Here is a 16,860-nt window from a genome sequence, read left to right on the forward strand (position 1 = left end):
AAATTGGTCGCGACGGTGGACTTGCCTTCGCTCGGCAAGGCCGAGGTGACGCCGATGACCCGGTTCTGCCGGCCGTGCAGCATGGTTTCGGCGGCGAGTTTGGCGTTGCGAAGCGTCTCGGTGAAGGCCGAGCGTGGCGCGTCCAGCACGACCCGCGTCATGCGCTCGAGCGGGATGACGTCATCGTCTTCCGCGCCGGACAGAGGTTCCGTCTTGAGCGCCTTGGCCCCGATCGTCGCCGGCTTGCGTTTCCTCGGTACGCCGCCGACGAGCGGCAGGTAGCCGAGCGGTTTCAGGCCCAGAATGGTGCGCACATCGTTTTCGAGCCGGAAGGCGCGCTCGCGCATTTCCTGCACGAAGGTCAAGGCCCCGCCGGCCATCAGGCCGAGCACCACGGACAGGCCGAGCACCATGGTCTTGCTCGGGCTCGACGGCGAGACGGGCACACCCGCATCGGAGATCACCCGCGCCTTGGCGATCGGGAAGGACTGCTTCTGCGAGGCCTGCTCGAAGCGGCTAAGATAGCTTTCCGACAGCGCCTTCAGCGCCGTCGCCTTCTGTTCCAGCTCGCGCAGGCGCACGGAGGAGCGGTTTGCCTCCGCATTGTTGCCGGCGACCTTCTGGATGTTTTCACGGAGCGACGTTTCGCGTGAGCGGGCAACATCATATTCATTGCGGTAGCTCGTCGTCAGTTGCTGGAGTTCCCGGTAGATCTGACCGACGAGGTCTTCCTTTTCGGCTCGAAGGGCGGCGGCTTGCGGGTGATCCGCGCCGAAATTCTTCGTGATGTCCTGCGCGCGCTTGACGACGGAATTGTAGCGGTTGCGCAGCTCCTGAAGCGCCGACGCGTCCGTGCCCTGGGTCGGGGTGGTCGCATTGTCGATGGCCTTGTCCGGCCCCTGCTCGACGATCGCCTTGAACTGTGCGTAGCGGGCAGACGCGCTCGCGGCATCGGCCTGCGCCAGGATGAGCTGGCTGTTGAGGTCGGCGAGCTGCTGCTCCGACATTAACTCGCCGCGGGCGGTGGTGAGGCCGTTTTCGGCGCGGTACTGCTCCACTTCAAGGGCGGCTTCCTGCGCGCGGGCTTGGATATCCGTCAGCCGCTCTTGTAGCCAGCTGGAGGCCTGTTCCGTCGCGGTGAAATTGGCGCTCAGCTGATCCTCGAAAAAGGCTTGCGTGTAACGCTTGGTCACGGCCGCCGCGAGTTGCGGATCGGTCGAGCGGAAGGACACGGCGAGCACGGCGCTGCGCGAGACACGCTCGACGGTAAGCGCCTGTTGCAGCACGGCAGCGGCCTTTTCGCGGCGGCCATTGGCGATCGCCTCTTCCGATGCCTGTGGCCCGGCCGCGCCGAAGCTGGCGATCGCCTTGATCCATCCCTTGGCCACCGCGACGGGCGATTGCGGCGGGTTGATGATCGTCTCGTTGTCGGCAAGCTTCAGGTCGTCGACAACGCGTAGCGCCAGGCGGCCGGATTTCAGGATTTCGGCGGCGCTTGCAATGCGCATGTCGACCTGCTGGCTGCTCTGCGGCCCCGGCTCGCTTTCCTCGGCATAACGCGACAGGTCTTCGTCGAGCAGGATCTGCGTCATCGACGTATAGACCGGCGTCGCGAACACCAGATAGGCCACGCCCAAAGCGACGGCGAGCGCGACGGACAGGCCGATCAGCCGCGCCCGGCGAACGAGGATCGTCAGCAGGCGGTTGAGGTCGATGAAGCTATCGGACGGGTCCGGTTCCCGTCGCAGGATGCTGCTGTGCGGTACGGTGCGTTGGTGCATGGGGCTCCGTTCTGCCTTTCGGCGCGATGGAAACTCTGTCCTCCCGAAGGCGGCCCCGGATCCTCCCATCCGGGGCCTCTGGATTATGCCGCGCGAATCCGGCCCTCGTGCGACGACATCATGTCCCGCAGGGATTGATAGACGGCGCCGCCGATGTCCGGCCGCGCGAGCGCGAATGCGACATTCGCTTCGATGAAGCCGTGTTTGGAGCCGCAGTCATACGTTCGCCCCTCGTAGACATGGGCGTGGAACGGCTGGGTTTGCGAGAGCTTCAGCATGCTGTCCGTCAGCTGGATCTCGTTGCCCGCGCCGCGTTGCTGGCGTGCGAGGTGGCCGAAGATTTCAGGCTGAAGAATGTAGCGGCCGTTGAGGAAAAGATTGGACGGCGCATCGCCTGCTTTCGGCTTTTCCACCATATGCGTGACGGCGAAACCGTGCTGCACGGCAACGCCCTTGCCGACGATACCGTATTGCGAAACCTCGTCCGGTGCACAGGGCTCGACGCCGACGACATTACCGCCCACCTCGCCATAGAGATCCATCAGTCCGGAAAGGCAGCCGCGCGGGCCGTAGGAGATCATGTCCGGAAGCAGAAGCGCGAACGGCTCGTCGCCGATCAGGTCGCGCGCGCACCAGACGGCATGGCCAAGCCCGAGCGGCGCCTGCTGGCGGGTGAAGCTGATCGATCCGGCCTGCGGCAGGAGTTCTCCGAGTTCGCGGACCTTGTCGTTCTTACCGGATTTTTCGAGCGAGGAGATCAACTCGGGCGTGTCGTCGAAATGGTCCTCGATGACCTGCTTGTTGCGGCTGGTGACGAAGACGACATGCTCGATGCCAGCCGCGCGCGCCTCGTCGAGCGCATATTGCACGACGGGACGGTCGACGATGGTCAGCATTTCCTTCGGCATGGCCTTGGTGGCCGGCAGGAAGCGGGTTCCGTTGCCGGCGACGGGAATGACGGCCTTGCGGACGGTTCTGGTTCGCTCCATGGCATTATCCTTTGTTCTCTAGCGCATAATCCTGCGCTGTCGCGGGGGAGGAGGCCGCGCGGGGCGCGGCCGTCGTGCGATGGGATGGCGTCATGAGACGACGCCACCGGGCGGCAACCGGCATCGCAAGATGCCGGAGTGCGACGGGATCGCCGAGCGCCACCTTGAGGGCAGGCCCGAACGACCGGTTTTTGAGATGCTGGACGAGCGCGAGGAAGGCGTGCGTTTCCTGCAGATTGCGCGTGCGGCGGCGCTGGGCGGCGGCCGCTTCACCCGCCAGCGGGAAGCGGGCGAGGAAGCGCCGGTCGCCGGCCAGCATCGCCTCGACATGGTGGAGGTGCAGCACGCGCGAAATCGAGCCTTCGCGGATGTGATAGACGTAGCCGGGCTCTGGCGTCACCACGCAGCGGCCGCCGGCGGCAAGGGCGGCGGCAAACAGCAGGTAGTCCTCGCCGATCCGCAGCGCCTCGTCATAGACGAGGTCGTTATCCTCCAGGAAGGCGCGACGGAAGATCGGCTTCATGTAGCCGAAATTGTGCGTGCTGCGGAAAATCCGGTTGGAATCGATAAAGTCGGGAAGCGTGATCTGCGACGTTCGGGCGAGAAGATCGTCCGGAAACATCGTGTCGATCCGGCCATCGGCATCGAGCAGGAAGAGATTGTCGACGGCGAGGGCGGCGTTATCCCGCTCGGCGGCTGTGACCATGCGGCAAAGCCGCTCCGGCTGCATCGTGTCGTCGGCATCGAGCACGGCGATCCAGCGGCCGCGCGCGGCCGAAAAACCGGCATTGCGTGCGCCGCCGGGACCACGATTGCGCTCAAGGGCGACAAGCCGGACAGCCGGGTCGCCAAGGGCGGTGACGGTGGCGCGCGTCGCATCCGTCGAACAATCGTCGGCGACGATGACCTCGACTATGACGCCCTGCTGGGCCAGGGCGCTGCGGATGGCGCGCTCGATCGTCTCGGCTGCGTTGTAACCGGCGATGACCACGCTGACATCGGGCCGGCTCATCGCGCGGCCTCCAGCTTGCCATAGGGTTCGATGGTGCGCGTGCCGAAGAGGCCACCGATGGCGCCGGCATGCAGCAGGCCGCGCAACAGGAACCGGTTGCGGCGGATGGGAAACAGCGCGAAGGCGACGGCGCCCGTGAGGCAGGTGGCGCATTTCGCGCCGGCAAGGGCCGCGGCCTTGATGCGCGCCAAGCCGTCCCGCCGTTCGGCCAGAAGCCGGCCATGGGTCTGACCCATGCGCAGCCGCCGCTGCGCCAGCCATGCGAAGCGAGCACGGGCGGCGGGCACGGGCTCCTCCACCCAGGCATCCGCGGCAAAGGTGATGCGGCCGCCGGCATCGTAGACGCCGCTAAAGAAGGCGGAATCCTCGCCGCCGCTGCGGCCGAGCGCAAGATCGAAGCGCCGGCCTGCAATGGACGGAGCGGCAAGCCGCATCAGCACGTTACAGGTATAGCCGGTGCGGATTTCGCCCTTCACCCAGACCGGGCGGGTGGCGTGGAAATCGCCGCGCCGCATCCAGTCGGGCGCACCGGGCGCATAGAGTGCGCGAACGGGGCCGAGCACGACATCCGCACCGTTGAGCTCCGCCGCATAGAGGAGCCGCGACAGCCATTGCGGCTCCACCGTCTCGTCGTCGTCGACGAAGGCCAGGAAGTCGGCATCGCTGTTGTCGAGGCAGGCATTGCGGGCGAGCGAGATATTGCCGGCCGGGCAATGGACATAGGCGAGCTCGACCGGCATCCAGTCGGCCGCCGCCGCGACGCGTGGATAGGCGCTCGGCTCGACGTCATTGTCGGCGACGATGACGCGCAGGCTGACGTTCTGCGGCACTTTCAACGTTGCGAGCGAGGCAAGCGTTTCCGTCAACATTTCGCGGCGGAAGGTGCAGACGGCGATGTCGATTTTGAGGGGTGCACTCATGCCGGCACCCTCCGCTGGCGGATGTCGAGCAGTTCCCGCCAGAAGCCGGCGGACCAGGCGAAATGCATGATCATCGCCGAAACGGCGGCAAGCGGCCCATAGGGGTTGCGCTGGCCGAGTGCCATCCAGGCGCCATAGCCCAGGCAGGCCGCCGCCCACAGGGCGAAGGGCACGGCGGCGATCCAAGTCAGGGCCGCCAGAAACGCGCCGACGGCGACAGGCGCCACCATCAGGGGCAGCATCTGGCGCAGACTTGGCCGCGCGCGGTGTTTCAGGAAATTGCGCGCCCGGCCGCGGCCATAGCCGAAATACTGCTTGAAGAGCGGCAGCGCGCTGGCGCGGGGATAGTAGATCATGCTGGTGCGCGCCGTCATCCAGATGCGATAGCCCGCCTTGTTGAGCCGGTAATCGCATTCCGCATCCTCATTGGCGGTAAAACTCTCGTCGTAGCCGCCGACCGCGCGGAAGGCGGAAATGCGCATCAGGGCATGGTGGCCGTGGTCCGCCCAGTGGCTTTGGGCGCCGACGCGATGCTTGGCGCCGCCATTGCCCAGCACGGAATTCTGCGCGACGGCGGTCGCCTTCTGGAACGTGCCGAAGCCGACGGTCTGCATAGCGACCACGACGGAATCCGCTCCCGTCTCCAGCGCGTCCTCAACCAGCACACGGCAATAGTCCTTCGGATAGGTGCCGTGCGCATCGATGCGGATCATATAGTCGTGCTCGACGCCGAAGGCCTCGACGGCGAGGTTGATGGCGGCGCTCTGGATGCGCTTGGGATTGTCGAGCACATGCATTTTCGGCAGGCGAGCGGCGAGGCTGCGGGCGATATCCCGCGTGCCGTCCGTGCTGCCGCCATCGACGACGACCAGCGTCGCGTTGAGCTCCGCAAGGGTCGGCTCGAGCTGGCTCACCAGCGATTCGAGGTAGGGCGCCTCGTTGAGGCAGGGGATCACGATCAGGCAGCGCACGGCTGCGACTTCGTCAACGGTCATGGCAATTTACCTCGCTGGCCACCTTGCTGGCGATGAGGGAAGGAGCGGGATGCGGCGTTGCCGTCTGCCCCGCCGGCTGACACAGCGCGGCAAGGCGCTGGATGAAGGCAGCGCAGTCGGCGCGGTCGATAATCCAGGGTCGGGAGCCGCCCGCGACGAGATTGGCATGAAGCGCCTGATAGGCGGCCGCATCGAGGGCGGTAAAACGCTCGATCAGGGTTTCGAGCCGGGCATCGGCGAGCGCGATGCCGACGCCGCGCTGGGTGGCCAGCCGCGCCGTCTCGGTTCCGTCGAGAACGATCGGCAGGGCGCCATGGCGGCAGCCCTCGTAGAGCCGGTTCGGCAGGAGCCAGAGCGAGTTCTGCCCCTCCTCGAAGAAATCAATGGCCCAAGCGAAGTCTACATCCGCATAGATGGCGGACAGGTCTTCCGGATTGCGGTAAGGGCCTTCGAAACGCAGGTAGGGCTCGCGGGCGACGAGGCCGTCGAAATCGTCGAATTCGCTGCGCACCGGTCGGCCGCGCAGGATGACCTCGAAGCGTCCCTCCATGCGCCGCGTGAAGGCGGCGAGCAGATCGAGCGATTTGCGGCAGCGGATCGCGCCGAACCAGCCGATGCGCCAGCGCTTGTCGGCTGGCCGGGCGCGGGGTTGAATGGGCGTTTCGCCGCCGTCGAGTTCCAGAACTTGGTTTTCCACGAGGTGGACGGGCGCGCGGATGCCGGAAAGCGGTTTGAAATAATGCTCCACGAAGGCCGGGGAACTGGTGACGAGCAGGCGGGCATCGCGGCCGAAATGGCGCTCCGCCGCACGCAGCGCCGCGCCGGCAAGGCCCTTGTCCAACAGCAGGCGGTGCACGTCGAGGCACTCATAGGCGATTGGCACCCCACCGAAATGCCGGGAGGCGCGATTGGCGAGCGCCAGCATTTCCAGATTGCGCGCCAGGATGACATCGGGCCGGGCAAGACCGGCGAGCAAGCGCGGAAGTTTGCTTGCCGCGCCGGCCACCGCGAGGAGGCGCTGGGCAAAGCGGGCATCCGCGGTCGCGCCGAGTTCCAGCGGCGCAACACCGTCGATATCGGCGAGGCGGTTCTCGCCGCGCCGGAAGCCGGCGAGCGTGACCGCCGCGCCTCCCGCCGTCAGCATCAGCACTCGCCGGCGGACGGCGGGATCGGAAAGGTCGTGGATGAGGTAGAGAACCCGGATCATCGGCGCCTCCGTCAATTCATGAGGCAGGCGACGGAACCGTCGAACTGGCACTGATCGCCTTCTGCGGTGAAGGCGAGGCGCTCGACGTCGAGCGTCGCCTTGCCGGTAAAGGCGAAACGGCCCATCCAGTCGGACAGCGTGTCGGTGCCCCAGAGCGAGAGGAAGATCTTCTGGGCGTTGGTCGGCAATTTTGCCGGGTCCGTCACCTCGTGCACGAGCGCGCCGTTGATGTAGTAGCGCAGGCGATCCTTCTGCCAGACGAAGGCATAGTCGTTGAAGGCGCTATCGGCGCCACCATCGACCGGCACCAGTTTTTCATGGCCGCCCTTGCCGGCGACATATTGGTTGAGCTGCACGCGGCTCGTATCCTTGCCGAGGACCTCGAAGTCGATCTCGTCATGCGGCTTCTTATCTGCGGGGCCGATATAGCTGAAGAAGGCGGAGTTCAGGCCCGATCCCGTCGCGGCCTTCATGCGCACCTCGTAGGTGCCGTGGCCGTAGCGCTTGCGGGTCTGCACCTCGCCGCAGGAATATTGCCGTTCACCCGCGGGCCTGGCATCGAAGGAGAGCGTGAGCTTGCCGCCGTCGACGGCGACCTGATCCTTCGACCAAGTGCAATTCTGATGTTTTCCGTTGTTCCAGCCGCCGGAAACGTACCATCTGCCGCTATCGAGCGTATCGAATTCCTCCACGAAGGAGGTGCCATTGGCGCCTTCCTGTGCGGCGAGCGGACTGGCGGAAAGGACAAGCGCTGCGGCGCAGAGCGCCGTTTTCGGGAAATGGGTCATGTTCACCTCCGTTGGGCGATGGAGCCGTCGGGCTTCATCTGCGGATGGCCGACCAAGGGCCGTTTCGGACCGCCTGCACGGCGGCCGGTGAGAATAGCGGCAAGGCCGGGGGTAAAGCGCCGCGCCGCGGCGTGGGTGGAAACGAGGATGGCGAGCGCCAGAAGGGGGCTTGCGGCGTAAAACAGCGGGTAATCGGCGATGCCGAGCCGGTTCCAGACCATCCAAAACAGCACGAGCAGCGGATAATGGCCGCAGAAAATCCAGAAGCTCAGGCCGCCAAGTCGCGACAGGGCCTGGCCGGCGCCGGTGCGGATCAGCAGCGCCGAGAGCGCCCAGGCGCCGAAGATGCCGGCAATAGCGGCGAGGCTGCGCAGCATATCGAGCCAGGCCGGGAAGTCCGGGCCGAAGGCATAGAGCGCGAGAGAGAGCAGGACAGCCATCGCCAGAACGGCGGCGACGACCGGGATGGCGAAGCGGTCCATGCGGGTGATGTCGACGCGGTGCAGCGCCATGGCGACACCGAAGCTGAAGCCGAACAGGATGGATTTCTTCAGAAAGATACCATTCGGCAGCGGCAAGACCGCATAGGCCAGCATCAGCGCGAGCACAGTGCGCGGATAGCGCAGCACGAGGGCGGCGATCAGCGGTGACAGCAGCAGGCAAAGCAGGAGGTCGCGCAGGAAATAGAGCGGGATGTTGATCGGCCAGCTTTCGACGGCCAGCGCGAGGTTCATCCATTCGCGCGGGCCGGCATGCACGACGTCGGGCAGGTAGCCAAAGCCGATGCCGCGCGATTGCGCGCCATAGACCAGAACGAGAAAGGCGGTGTTCCACAGCAGGAAGGGCAGGAGGATGGTCGAAGCCTTGCTGCGCAGGGTCTTGCGGTAATCGAAGCCTTCGAAACCGCGATGGAAGAGCAGGTAGCCGGAAATGGCGCTGAGGCAGGGCACGCCGATGCGGAACAGGCTGTCGGCAAGGAACACGCGCAGCCAGTCCAGCCCGCCGAACGTGCCGAGATAGGGGCTCGTCGCCGGGTCGTGCGGAACATGCACGAAGATGATCCCTGATATCAGCACGATGCGCATCATGTTAATGCGCGCTGAAACGGTCGCGTCGATAGTCACGGTGTCCGTCACCCCTCTGGTGAGCCGATCCCCCCGGACGGCGTTCAAACAAGAGCAGACTGGCGCCTACGAAGAGGAGTGTGGGTGACAGGGCGGCAAAAAATATGGCGGCGCAGCAAATTTATCGGCGCCAAAGGTTGCATTGCAGCATATGCAACGCTGCCGACGATGTGGAAAAGCCTTCTGTTTTGACGATCGGAACGAAGTTCAATCCCCGGTCCTGCAATACTTAAAAGCCTATTCGAATATACTGATCCAGCTGCAATTTGAGGATGCATGCGGCACCGAAAGTTTTTTGTGGTTCCGCGTGCTCTATGCCGATGATCGATGCGATTGCGGCAGCGGTCCGTCCAATTGGGGCAGCCTCAAGGCACGCCAGCGGCAGGGGCAATCTTCGGTCGGCGAACGAGATCATGAAGCTTTTTCAGGAGCGGCCGCTCGGTGAGAAGGGTGAGGGCTGCGTAGATCGCGCCGCCGAGCGCCATGCCGAGAACGACCTGCATTACGGGATGAAAATGCGGTGCGAGACCGTGGTCGAGCGCTGCGCGCACGGCAACGGCCATCAGCGCGGCCGTCAGCATCGGGCGGATCGAGCGGTAGAAGCCGGAGAAAAACGGCGTCTGGTCTGCCCGGAAGACGACCCAGGAGTAACCGACGAGCACGACCGCGTTGACGAGGCAGAGTGCCACCATGGCTTCGATGAGCGTGCCGTTACAGGCGCCGAAGACGACGGCAGTGGTCGTTGCGACGGCGCGGCCGATGGCCCACCAGAACAGCGCGCCGCCATGGCCGGCGCCTTTGAGATAGGGGATGAAGGTGCTGCAGGGGGTGAGCAGCCCCTTGGAGAGCGCAAGCAGCCCGAGCACCGGCCAGGCGCCGGCCCATTGCGGGCCGAACAAAAGCAACATGGCCGGTTCGGCAAGCGCCCAGAGGCCGAACATCATGGGGGCGAGCAGCAACGTCGTCACCTGCGTGCTGAGCATCAGCGCCTGCGAGCGGCGCTCCCGATCATGCATCATCGCGCTGAAGGCAGGAAAGAGTACGCCCATCACGCCCGACAGCACGACCTGGTTGGGAATGCTGGAAAAGCGGTTGGCGGCGGAATAGGCGCCGGCATCGGCAAGGCCAAGGAAGCGCGATATCACCACCATGGGCGACTGGAAGGTGACGAAATTGGCGACTTCGGAGCCCATCAGGCCCAGGCTGAAGCGCCCCAGACGGATGACGCCTTCGGCGCGAAATCGGAAGCGCGGCAGATAGCGCGACACGAAGAACAGGCCGGCAAGCCGGATGATGCCCGCGACGAAAAGCTGGGCGACGAGCGCCCAGACGCCGAAACCGGCCAGCGCCAGGATGACGGCGGCGATGGCGGCAATCGATTCGGAGATCATGCTCCACAGCGCATCGCGGCTGAACTGCATGCGCCGGGCGACCAGCGCATAGGCCACGTCGCCGGCAAGCTGGAGCGGAATAAGCAGGCACATCAGGCGTAAAAGATAGGCGGCATCCGCCGCACCGAACCAGCCGGCGAGCGGTTCGGCCCAGATGTAGAGCCCCGCCGCCATCAGGCAGGCGAAGGCGAGATTGGCCCAGAAAACCGAATGGATCGTCTCTTCGTTTTCATCGGGTTCGAGGATCAGGGCGGAGGCGAGACCCGCCCCGCCGATCATGGCGAGAAATTGCACGACGGCCAGCGCGACGGCCACGCCGCCGAACTCTTCGGGCGTCAGCAGACGGGCCAAAATCGGCACGGTGACAAATTTAAGCCCGAATGTGCTTGTCTTGGATAAGACACTCCAGCCGACATTTCGGGTGACCGATTTGGCATTCACGGACTGGGACATAGCGGGATCCTGTATCGCGATAGGAGCTTTGACGACGACGACAAGCCTGCGCCGGAAACGGCCGCGCCCCGGTGGGAGGAGACCAGACGAACGTCTTTCTAAAGAGAACACAGGGACGAAAACATGGCGAAGCTGACAGTTATTATTCCGTTCTACCAGAAGGAACCGGGCATTCTCAGGCGTGCGCTCACGTCGGTTTTTTCGCAAAGTTTCAAGGACTTCGATATCATCATCGTCGATGATGAATCGCCCTATCCGGCCGATGGGGACATAATCGGATTTTCCGACGAGGAGCGTGCCCGCCTGACCATCGTGCGGCAGGAAAATGCCGGTCCGGGCGGCGCGCGCAACACCGGGCTCGACCATGTCGCCGCGGAAACCGAGCTCGTCGCCTTCCTTGATTCGGACGATATCTGGACGCCCGATCACCTTGAGAACGGCGTCGGCGCGATGTCGCAATTTGACGCGAACTGCTATTTCGCCTCGATCACCGGCAGCGATGCCTTCTACTATCATTTCGGTGTCGCCGACCTCGAAAAGACCGAAGCCGTGGTGCGTCTTTCGGATGATCCGCTCATCATCGAAATCCCCGAGCTGACGCAGGTCATGCTGAAGAACTGGAGTTTCCTCCATCTCTCCGCGATGGTCATCGGCCGCCCGCTGATCGAGCGCGTGCGTTTCGATGCGGCACTCCGGCTTGCGGCGGAAGACGTGCTGTTCTTCTGCGACTGCGTGCTGGCCGCCCAGCGGGTTGTGTTGAGTGCCGAGGCCGGTGCGGAGCGTGGCGAGGGGCTCAATATCTTCCACGGCGTCGACAACGATTCGCCGCAGTTCCTGCGTCAACAGTTCAACACCTGGGTGGCGCTCGACCGGCTGGAGCAGCGCTTCGCCGAACGCCCGGCGGAGATCGCCTCGCTGCGCTCCTACAAGCAGACGGCGCGGCGCCAGGCGCTGTGGAGCCAGGCGCGGCGCGTGCGCCACCGCAAACTGCCGCAGTTGGACATGCTCGCCCGCTGGGCGGTGCGCGATCCCCGGCTCTTCACCAGCGTTTTCGCGCTTGCCGTCGGCAAATTTTCCCGCTGATCCACCGTTTTCCAAGGAGAGGACATGAAGCCCTATTACTGGGAATCGCAGCACGGCAATTTCGGTGACGACCTCAATCTCTGGCTCTGGGATTTCCTGTTGCCGGGGTTTCGCGAGGTACACCCGGATGTGCTGCTCGTCGGCGTCGGCACGGTGCTGACCAAGACCCTCCTGCCGGAGGAGGGACGAAAACTCGTGCTCGGCAGCGGCTTCGGCTACGGCGTTCTGCCCGATATGCGCGACCAAAGTCTCTGGGATATCCGCTGCGTGCGCGGGCCGTTGACCGCCGGGAAAGTCGGCGTGGCGGAAAATCTCGGCATCGTCGATCCGGCGGTGCTGGTCGCCGACATGCCGGAATTCGCAAACCAGCCGAAGCGCTACCCTTCAGCCTTCGTGCCCCATTGGGAATCGGCGGTGGCGGGGCTGTGGCCGGTCGTCTGCGCGACCGCCGGCATGCATTACATCGATCCGCGCGGCGAAGCGAAAGACGTGATCCGCGAGATTGCGCAATCCGAGCTGATCGTCGCCGAATCTATGCATGGCGCGATCCTGGCCGATGCTTTCCGCGTGCCGTGGGTCGCCGTCAGCACCTCGGCCAATATCAACAGTTTCAAATGGCACGACTGGGCAGCGACGCTCGGCGTCGAGCATCGGCCGCGCCGCATTCCCATTTCCACCCGCGCCGAGGCGATCATCAAGGGCGCCCGCTTCTGGGGTGTCGATTATGATGGCACAACCTTTGCCGGAACGGGGGAGGCAGCCGTTGCCGTCGCGCAGGCCGCGCCGCGCAGGGGGCTGCGGCTTGCGGCCAAGCAGATGCTTGCCGCGCCCTCGACGCTGGCGCTCTGGCAGGCAAGCCGCGCGGAACCCCAGCTCAGCACGGATGCGCGCCTGGCCGAACGCAAGGACAGGCTCTATGCGGTGCTGGAGGATGTGCGGCGCGACTACTTTTAGTCTGTCGGGAGCAGATAGCGCAGCCCGGCCTGCGGGGCGGGTTGCCGGGGTCGAACGCGGCGATGGGCGGCGTCGAGCTTGTCGCGGACAATGCCACCGGTGATGGCCGGCATGGCGGCCGGGTTTTCCAGCGCATAGGCAAGGGCCGCTCCTGCGCCGCCCTCGCGCTTGCGATCGAGGAAATGCCGCAGCGCATGGCGCCTGCCGATCTGCCGGCAGTGGCGGCGCAGCGCATCGGCGGCCTGCGGGGGTACGTTGCCGGCCGAGAGGATACTGCGTTCGGCTTCGAACAACGTTTCGAGATCCTGGGTGCGATGCTGGCCGCTCAGTGAATTGGCACGCACGACAGCACCATAACCGCAGCTTTCGATGACCGTATAGCGTGCGCCGGCGATCAGCGCGCGGACGTAGAGCTCATAGTCCTCGCCGAGCCGCATGTCTTCGCGATAGCGCAGATCATGCGCATCGAGAAAGGCACGGCGCATGACCGGTTTCAGGAAGCCGAGTTCGCCGCGCGGTGCGCCGCGGCGCGAAATGTTGCCGAGGACGAAGGTTTCGAGATCCAGCCGGCGCGGGTTCGGCGCGAATTCGGCGGGCGGATGCGTCGGGTCGGCCTTTTCCATGAAGGCGATGTTGTCGGCGATGAAATCCCAGTCCTTGCAGGCGAGCATGCGGCGGAAGCGGCCGGGAAAGAAGAAATCGTCGGCGTCGAGAATGGCGATCAGCGGCGCGCGGGAAATGGCGATCGCATGGTTGCGGGCGGCCGATGGCCCCCGGTTGACCTTGAAGCGGATCACGTCGAGCCGCTTGCTGCCATCATCGGCTTCGGCTGCGGCCGCCATGGTTCGGTCGTCCGAACTGTCATCGACGACGACCACCTCGGCTACTTCAGGCTCGGCAAGTGCCGAGCGCACCGCCCGGCCGATCGTGTCCTGCGCATTCCTGGCGGCAATAATGACGCAGACCTTGTCTTCCTGGGTCACGGCAATCCCCTTTCCACGCGTTCAACCATGCGCGGAGCCATCCGCGCTGCAATGCAGCATGAAAGGCGAAAGGGGCACAAAAACGGCTTTCACGCGATGGCGGTGCGGTCAGGGTTGCGAGTGGCCCGGCTCGTTCATCGATACGGGCACGGAAGGCTTGGCGCTGTCGAGCCCGGTTTTGCCGCGGGCGGCACCCTCCAATTCGGCCTTGCGGGCCTTTGCGATGCGCCAGGTCAGGAAAAGCAAAGCGAGGAAATAGCCGATCTGGATCAGCACGGCGCAGATGACCGTGTGGATCGCGGTCGTCGCAAAAGAGCCGGTGGAGATGTAGGTGACGATCGCGAAGGCCACGAGCGCGAAAAGCATGCTCAGGAAGAAGCGTGGCCCAAAAGCCGGGCTATCCCGCCATTTCGTTTCCGGCGCACGTTTCATCGATGGATCTGCCTTCTCCTCTAGGCTCGCGGCAGACTATACGGGGCTGCCGCCAGCCGCGCAATCACTGGTATTAACCAGTCGCCTACGGCCCCGGTTCCTCCTTTTCGCCCAATTGTGTTGTGCTTCCGTTACCGCTCGGCCCCCTCCGAGAGAATCATTTGCCCCCGTCCTGCCCTTATTTCGACACGGTTGCACAAAGTGGGGATCACTGCCTCCCCGATGGCGGGAAATCGTCTTTCCGCACTGCACCCGGTGGGTTGCGCGAGTAACGGCATGCGATCAACTTTTGTTACAATTTGAGCGGATTCTAATGGAAAATTTTGCAATGCAAAATAATATTGCAATGCAAAAAATCCCTCCAGGCCTACGTTTATCGACCGGCAAGAACGCGTGCCATCACGCGCTTTCAGGTAGAGGCATGTAAAATCGCCCAGACCGCGCGCGTCAGAAGAAGTGATGGAAGCAAAACCGACCGAATTCTATCCCTGAAAAAGGCGAAAGATGCTTTGGCCGAGGGACGAAAGATACTGTCAGGCAGAGAACAAATTCGTAAAATTAGGAGATGATGATCTTCTGAAATTCTCCGGCTGGATTCTTTGTCCACGGATCACGCTTCAAAAAACAAACTGTGACCATACACTCTGCGTTGGATGTATGAACGCGTCCCTAGGACCCGACCAAATCGCAAATCCAATGGAGCCATCTCTATGAAGTCCGCGACCCGATCGGCCAGTTCGCCGTTTTTCAGTTCGTCAATATCCGGCGCTCCGCCGGTAGGGGGGATATCGAAACGGAGCTTTGACATTCTGGCGGCACTGGCCGCCCTCATCCTGCTCAGCCCGATCTTCGTGCTGGTCATGGCCCTCGTGAAATTCTCCGATGGCGGCAAGGTTTTCTATGGCCATCGCCGCATCGGCTATAACGGATCGAGTTTCCGTTGCCTGAAATTCCGCACCATGGCGGAAAATGGCGATGCCCTTCTCCAGGCCTATCTGGAGGATAACCCCGCCGCCTATGAAGAATGGCGCACCACACGCAAGCTGCAGCACGACCCGCGCGTCACCGTGGTGGGAACCGTGCTGCGCAAGCTGAGCCTCGATGAACTGCCGCAGCTCATCAACATCGTCAGGGGCGAAATGAGCCTTGTCGGCCCGCGTCCGGTGGTGGAGGACGAGCTGGAACTCTATGAAAGCTCCGCCGTCTATTATCTCCAGACCCGCCCGGGCCTCACCGGCCTGTGGCAGGTGAGCGGGCGCAACGACGTTTCCTACGAGACGCGCGTTGCCTTCGACACCCATTATGTGCGCAACTGGTCGCTGGCTAGCGATCTCGTCATCGTCGCGCGCACTATCCCGGCCGTCTGCCTTTCCCGCGGCAGCTACTGATCCGAAGCGCTTCCGCACTCCAAGGGGTCGCGGGAAATCTTGAGCCCGTCCGGCAAGCCGGATGGGCGAAAACGCTCGAAGAGAGGGGTTTTCATGAAGACGAATTCGACCGCGGTCTTTGCCGCGACCGCCTTTTCCGTCAGAATCCTCGGCGGGCTTTGCCTCGCTTTGGCTCTTGTCGCGCCGGCCTCCGCCTCTGCGGAGGAATACCGCCTCGGCGTGATGGACAAGCTGCGCATCCGCGTCGCCGAATGGCAGACCGCCGAGGGCGCCATCCGCGACTGGAGCGCGGTCAGCGGCGATTATGCTATCGGCGCCGACGGCGCGCTTTCGCTGCCCTTCATCGGCCAGTTGCCAGCGGATGGGCGCACCTCCGCCGAGCTTGCCGAGGATATCGGCAAGAAGATGCAGATACTCTTCGGTTTGAAGGACCTTCCCTCCGCCTCGGTGGAGATCGCCGAATACCGGCCGGTCTATCTTTCTGGTGAAGTGCAGACGCCGGGTGCCTATCCCTTCGCGCCGGGCCTGACCGTGCTCAAGGCCGTGAGCCTCAGCGGTGGTCTCAAGCGCGGTGATCCTGGCCAGCGCTTCGCGCGTGATTTCCTGCGCTCGGAAGGCGAGGCGGCCGTGCAGGTCGCCGAGCGCAATCGCCTCCTCATCCGCCGCGCCCGGATCACGGCAGAGATGAGCGGCGCGAAAGAGATCGTCACGTCCAAGGAACTCGGCAATTCGGATGAGGCGCGCGCGATCCTCGAAAGCGAAAAGGCGCTGATGGCCTCGCGCGAAAAGCGGCTGCGGCTGCAATTGACCGCGCTCGCCGACCTGAAATCGCTGCTCACCAACGAAATCGATGCGCTCGGCAAGAAATCCGAAACGCAGACACGCCAGCTGGAGCTGGTGCAGGGCGACCTTTCAAAGGTGGATTCGCTGGCCGAGAAGGGACTTGCCATCAGCTCCCGGCGGCTCGCGCTGGAGCAGCGCACAGCCGATCTGCAAGCCGCACTTCTCGATATCGACACGGCCTCCCTCAAGGCCAAGCAGGACATCAACAAGGCGACGCAAGACGAGACCAATCTGCAGAACGACTGGGACGCCACCCTGGCGCAGGAGTTGCAGAACACCGAACAGGAGCTGGACACGCTGACGCTGAAGCTCGGCACGAGTCGCGACCTGATGTCGGAGGCGCTGATGCAGTCCGCCGATGCCGCCTCGCTGAAGGGCGGGATGCGCGCCGAAAACATCGGTTACTCGATCCTGCGAACGGTGAAGGGCAAGGCCGAACAGATCCGCGCGACCGAAACGACGCCGGTCCTGCCGGGGGACGTCGTGAAGGTTGAGCTCAATCTGGCGACGCAGTGAG

At 64.1% G+C, this 16,860-nt stretch carries 15 protein-coding genes; 4 read left to right on the forward strand and 11 right to left on the reverse strand.

Translation table 11 applies throughout. The features are described 5' to 3' along the window. From ACOZKU_RS19935 to ACOZKU_RS19975, 9 genes are all read right to left on the reverse strand, one after another. The coding region (locus ACOZKU_RS19935) for a Wzz/FepE/Etk N-terminal domain-containing protein (RefSeq protein WP_421580324.1) at positions 1-1,781 on the reverse strand (1,781 nt) is incomplete at its 3' end. Between the two features lie 83 nt (positions 1,782-1,864). Then, the gene (locus ACOZKU_RS19940; RefSeq protein WP_421580325.1) at positions 1,865-2,770 is read right to left on the reverse strand and encodes a UTP--glucose-1-phosphate uridylyltransferase; all 906 of its coding nucleotides are present in this window, start codon (positions 2,768-2,770) and stop codon (positions 1,865-1,867) included. A 4-nt stretch (positions 2,771-2,774) separates the two neighbouring features. Next, positions 2,775-3,782, reverse strand: a complete 1,008-nt coding sequence (locus tag ACOZKU_RS19945) for a glycosyltransferase family 2 protein (protein ID WP_421580326.1) — start codon at positions 3,780-3,782, stop codon at positions 2,775-2,777. Continuing rightward, positions 3,779-4,702, reverse strand: coding sequence for a glycosyltransferase family 2 protein (locus tag ACOZKU_RS19950; RefSeq protein WP_421580327.1), 924 nt, complete (start codon positions 4,700-4,702; stop codon positions 3,779-3,781). The genes ACOZKU_RS19945 and ACOZKU_RS19950 overlap by 4 nt, the downstream gene beginning before the upstream one ends. Then, entirely contained in the window at positions 4,699-5,697 is a 999-nt protein-coding gene (locus tag ACOZKU_RS19955) for a glycosyltransferase family 2 protein (protein ID WP_421580328.1), read from the reverse strand. The genes ACOZKU_RS19950 and ACOZKU_RS19955 overlap by 4 nt, the downstream gene beginning before the upstream one ends. Beyond that, positions 5,687-6,904: a glycosyltransferase gene (locus ACOZKU_RS19960; protein ID WP_421580329.1), complete on the reverse strand. Its 1,218-nt coding sequence runs from the start codon at positions 6,902-6,904 to the stop codon at positions 5,687-5,689. Before ACOZKU_RS19960 ends, ACOZKU_RS19955 begins: the two co-directional genes overlap by 11 nt. An 11-nt stretch (positions 6,905-6,915) precedes the next feature. After that, positions 6,916-7,692, reverse strand: a complete 777-nt coding sequence (locus ACOZKU_RS19965) for a glycoside hydrolase family 16 protein (RefSeq protein WP_421580330.1) — start codon at positions 7,690-7,692, stop codon at positions 6,916-6,918. Between the two features lie 2 nt (positions 7,693-7,694). Then, complete coding sequence (locus ACOZKU_RS19970) at positions 7,695-8,810, reverse strand: acyltransferase family protein (protein WP_421580346.1); 1,116 nt, start codon at positions 8,808-8,810, stop codon at positions 7,695-7,697. 371 nt (positions 8,811-9,181) lie between these two features. Then, positions 9,182-10,660: a lipopolysaccharide biosynthesis protein gene (locus ACOZKU_RS19975; protein WP_421580331.1), complete on the reverse strand. Its 1,479-nt coding sequence runs from the start codon at positions 10,658-10,660 to the stop codon at positions 9,182-9,184. A gap of 123 nt (positions 10,661-10,783) precedes the next feature. Here ACOZKU_RS19975 and ACOZKU_RS19980 point away from each other — a divergent pair, with 123 nt between their 5' ends. Next, positions 10,784-11,743 carry a glycosyltransferase family 2 protein gene (locus ACOZKU_RS19980; protein WP_421580332.1) on the forward strand — a complete coding sequence of 320 codons (960 nt, stop codon included), beginning with the start codon at positions 10,784-10,786 and terminating at the stop codon, positions 11,741-11,743. Between the two features lie 24 nt (positions 11,744-11,767). Then, positions 11,768-12,697 carry a polysaccharide pyruvyl transferase family protein gene (locus ACOZKU_RS19985; protein ID WP_421580333.1) on the forward strand — a complete coding sequence of 310 codons (930 nt, stop codon included), beginning with the start codon at positions 11,768-11,770 and terminating at the stop codon, positions 12,695-12,697. Here the strand turns inward: ACOZKU_RS19985 and ACOZKU_RS19990 are convergent. Together ACOZKU_RS19990 and ACOZKU_RS19995 are read right to left on the reverse strand one after the other, a co-directional pair. Next, the gene (locus ACOZKU_RS19990; protein ID WP_421580347.1) at positions 12,694-13,686 is read right to left on the reverse strand and encodes a glycosyltransferase family 2 protein; all 993 of its coding nucleotides are present in this window, start codon (positions 13,684-13,686) and stop codon (positions 12,694-12,696) included. The two genes, ACOZKU_RS19985 and ACOZKU_RS19990, sit on opposite strands and share 4 nt — an antisense overlap. A 102-nt stretch (positions 13,687-13,788) precedes the next feature. Further along, entirely contained in the window at positions 13,789-14,112 is a 324-nt protein-coding gene (locus ACOZKU_RS19995; protein WP_421580334.1) for an exopolysaccharide production repressor protein, read from the reverse strand. Positions 14,113-14,822: 710 nt separating this feature from the next. Here ACOZKU_RS19995 and ACOZKU_RS20000 point away from each other — a divergent pair. Continuing rightward, the gene (locus ACOZKU_RS20000; protein WP_421580335.1) at positions 14,823-15,500 is read left to right on the forward strand and encodes a sugar transferase; all 678 of its coding nucleotides are present in this window, start codon (positions 14,823-14,825) and stop codon (positions 15,498-15,500) included. Positions 15,501-15,593: 93 nt separating this feature from the next. Beyond that, positions 15,594-16,859 (forward strand): polysaccharide biosynthesis/export family protein, encoded by a 1,266-nt coding sequence (locus ACOZKU_RS20005; protein WP_421580336.1) that lies wholly within the window; start codon positions 15,594-15,596, stop codon positions 16,857-16,859. Position 16,860: the final 1 nt, after the last annotated feature.

Origin of the sequence: Shinella sp. M31, from assembly GCF_049199205.1 — a bacterium.
In the GTDB taxonomy this organism is placed as follows: domain Bacteria; phylum Pseudomonadota; class Alphaproteobacteria; order Rhizobiales; family Rhizobiaceae; genus Shinella.

Excerpts from the sequence above, each read along its gene's own strand:
- ACOZKU_RS20005 (WP_421580336.1), top strand. The coding sequence starts at position 15,594 with ATGAAGACGAATTCGACCGCGGTCTTTGCCGCGACCGCCTTTTCCGTC.
- ACOZKU_RS19960 (WP_421580329.1), bottom strand. The coding sequence starts at position 6,904 with ATGATCCGGGTTCTCTACCTCATCCACGACCTTTCCGATCCCGCCGTC.
- ACOZKU_RS19980 (WP_421580332.1), top strand. The coding sequence starts at position 10,784 with ATGGCGAAGCTGACAGTTATTATTCCGTTCTACCAGAAGGAACCGGGC.
- ACOZKU_RS19945 (WP_421580326.1), bottom strand. The coding sequence starts at position 3,782 with ATGAGCCGGCCCGATGTCAGCGTGGTCATCGCCGGTTACAACGCAGCC.
- ACOZKU_RS20000 (WP_421580335.1), top strand. The coding sequence starts at position 14,823 with ATGAAGTCCGCGACCCGATCGGCCAGTTCGCCGTTTTTCAGTTCGTCA.
- ACOZKU_RS19955 (WP_421580328.1), bottom strand. The coding sequence starts at position 5,697 with ATGACCGTTGACGAAGTCGCAGCCGTGCGCTGCCTGATCGTGATCCCC.
- ACOZKU_RS19975 (WP_421580331.1), bottom strand. The coding sequence starts at position 10,660 with ATGTCCCAGTCCGTGAATGCCAAATCGGTCACCCGAAATGTCGGCTGG.
- ACOZKU_RS19965 (WP_421580330.1), bottom strand. The coding sequence starts at position 7,692 with ATGACCCATTTCCCGAAAACGGCGCTCTGCGCCGCAGCGCTTGTCCTT.
- ACOZKU_RS19950 (WP_421580327.1), bottom strand. The coding sequence starts at position 4,702 with ATGAGTGCACCCCTCAAAATCGACATCGCCGTCTGCACCTTCCGCCGC.
- ACOZKU_RS19995 (WP_421580334.1), bottom strand. The coding sequence starts at position 14,112 with ATGAAACGTGCGCCGGAAACGAAATGGCGGGATAGCCCGGCTTTTGGG.
- ACOZKU_RS19985 (WP_421580333.1), top strand. The coding sequence starts at position 11,768 with ATGAAGCCCTATTACTGGGAATCGCAGCACGGCAATTTCGGTGACGAC.
- ACOZKU_RS19940 (WP_421580325.1), bottom strand. The coding sequence starts at position 2,770 with ATGGAGCGAACCAGAACCGTCCGCAAGGCCGTCATTCCCGTCGCCGGC.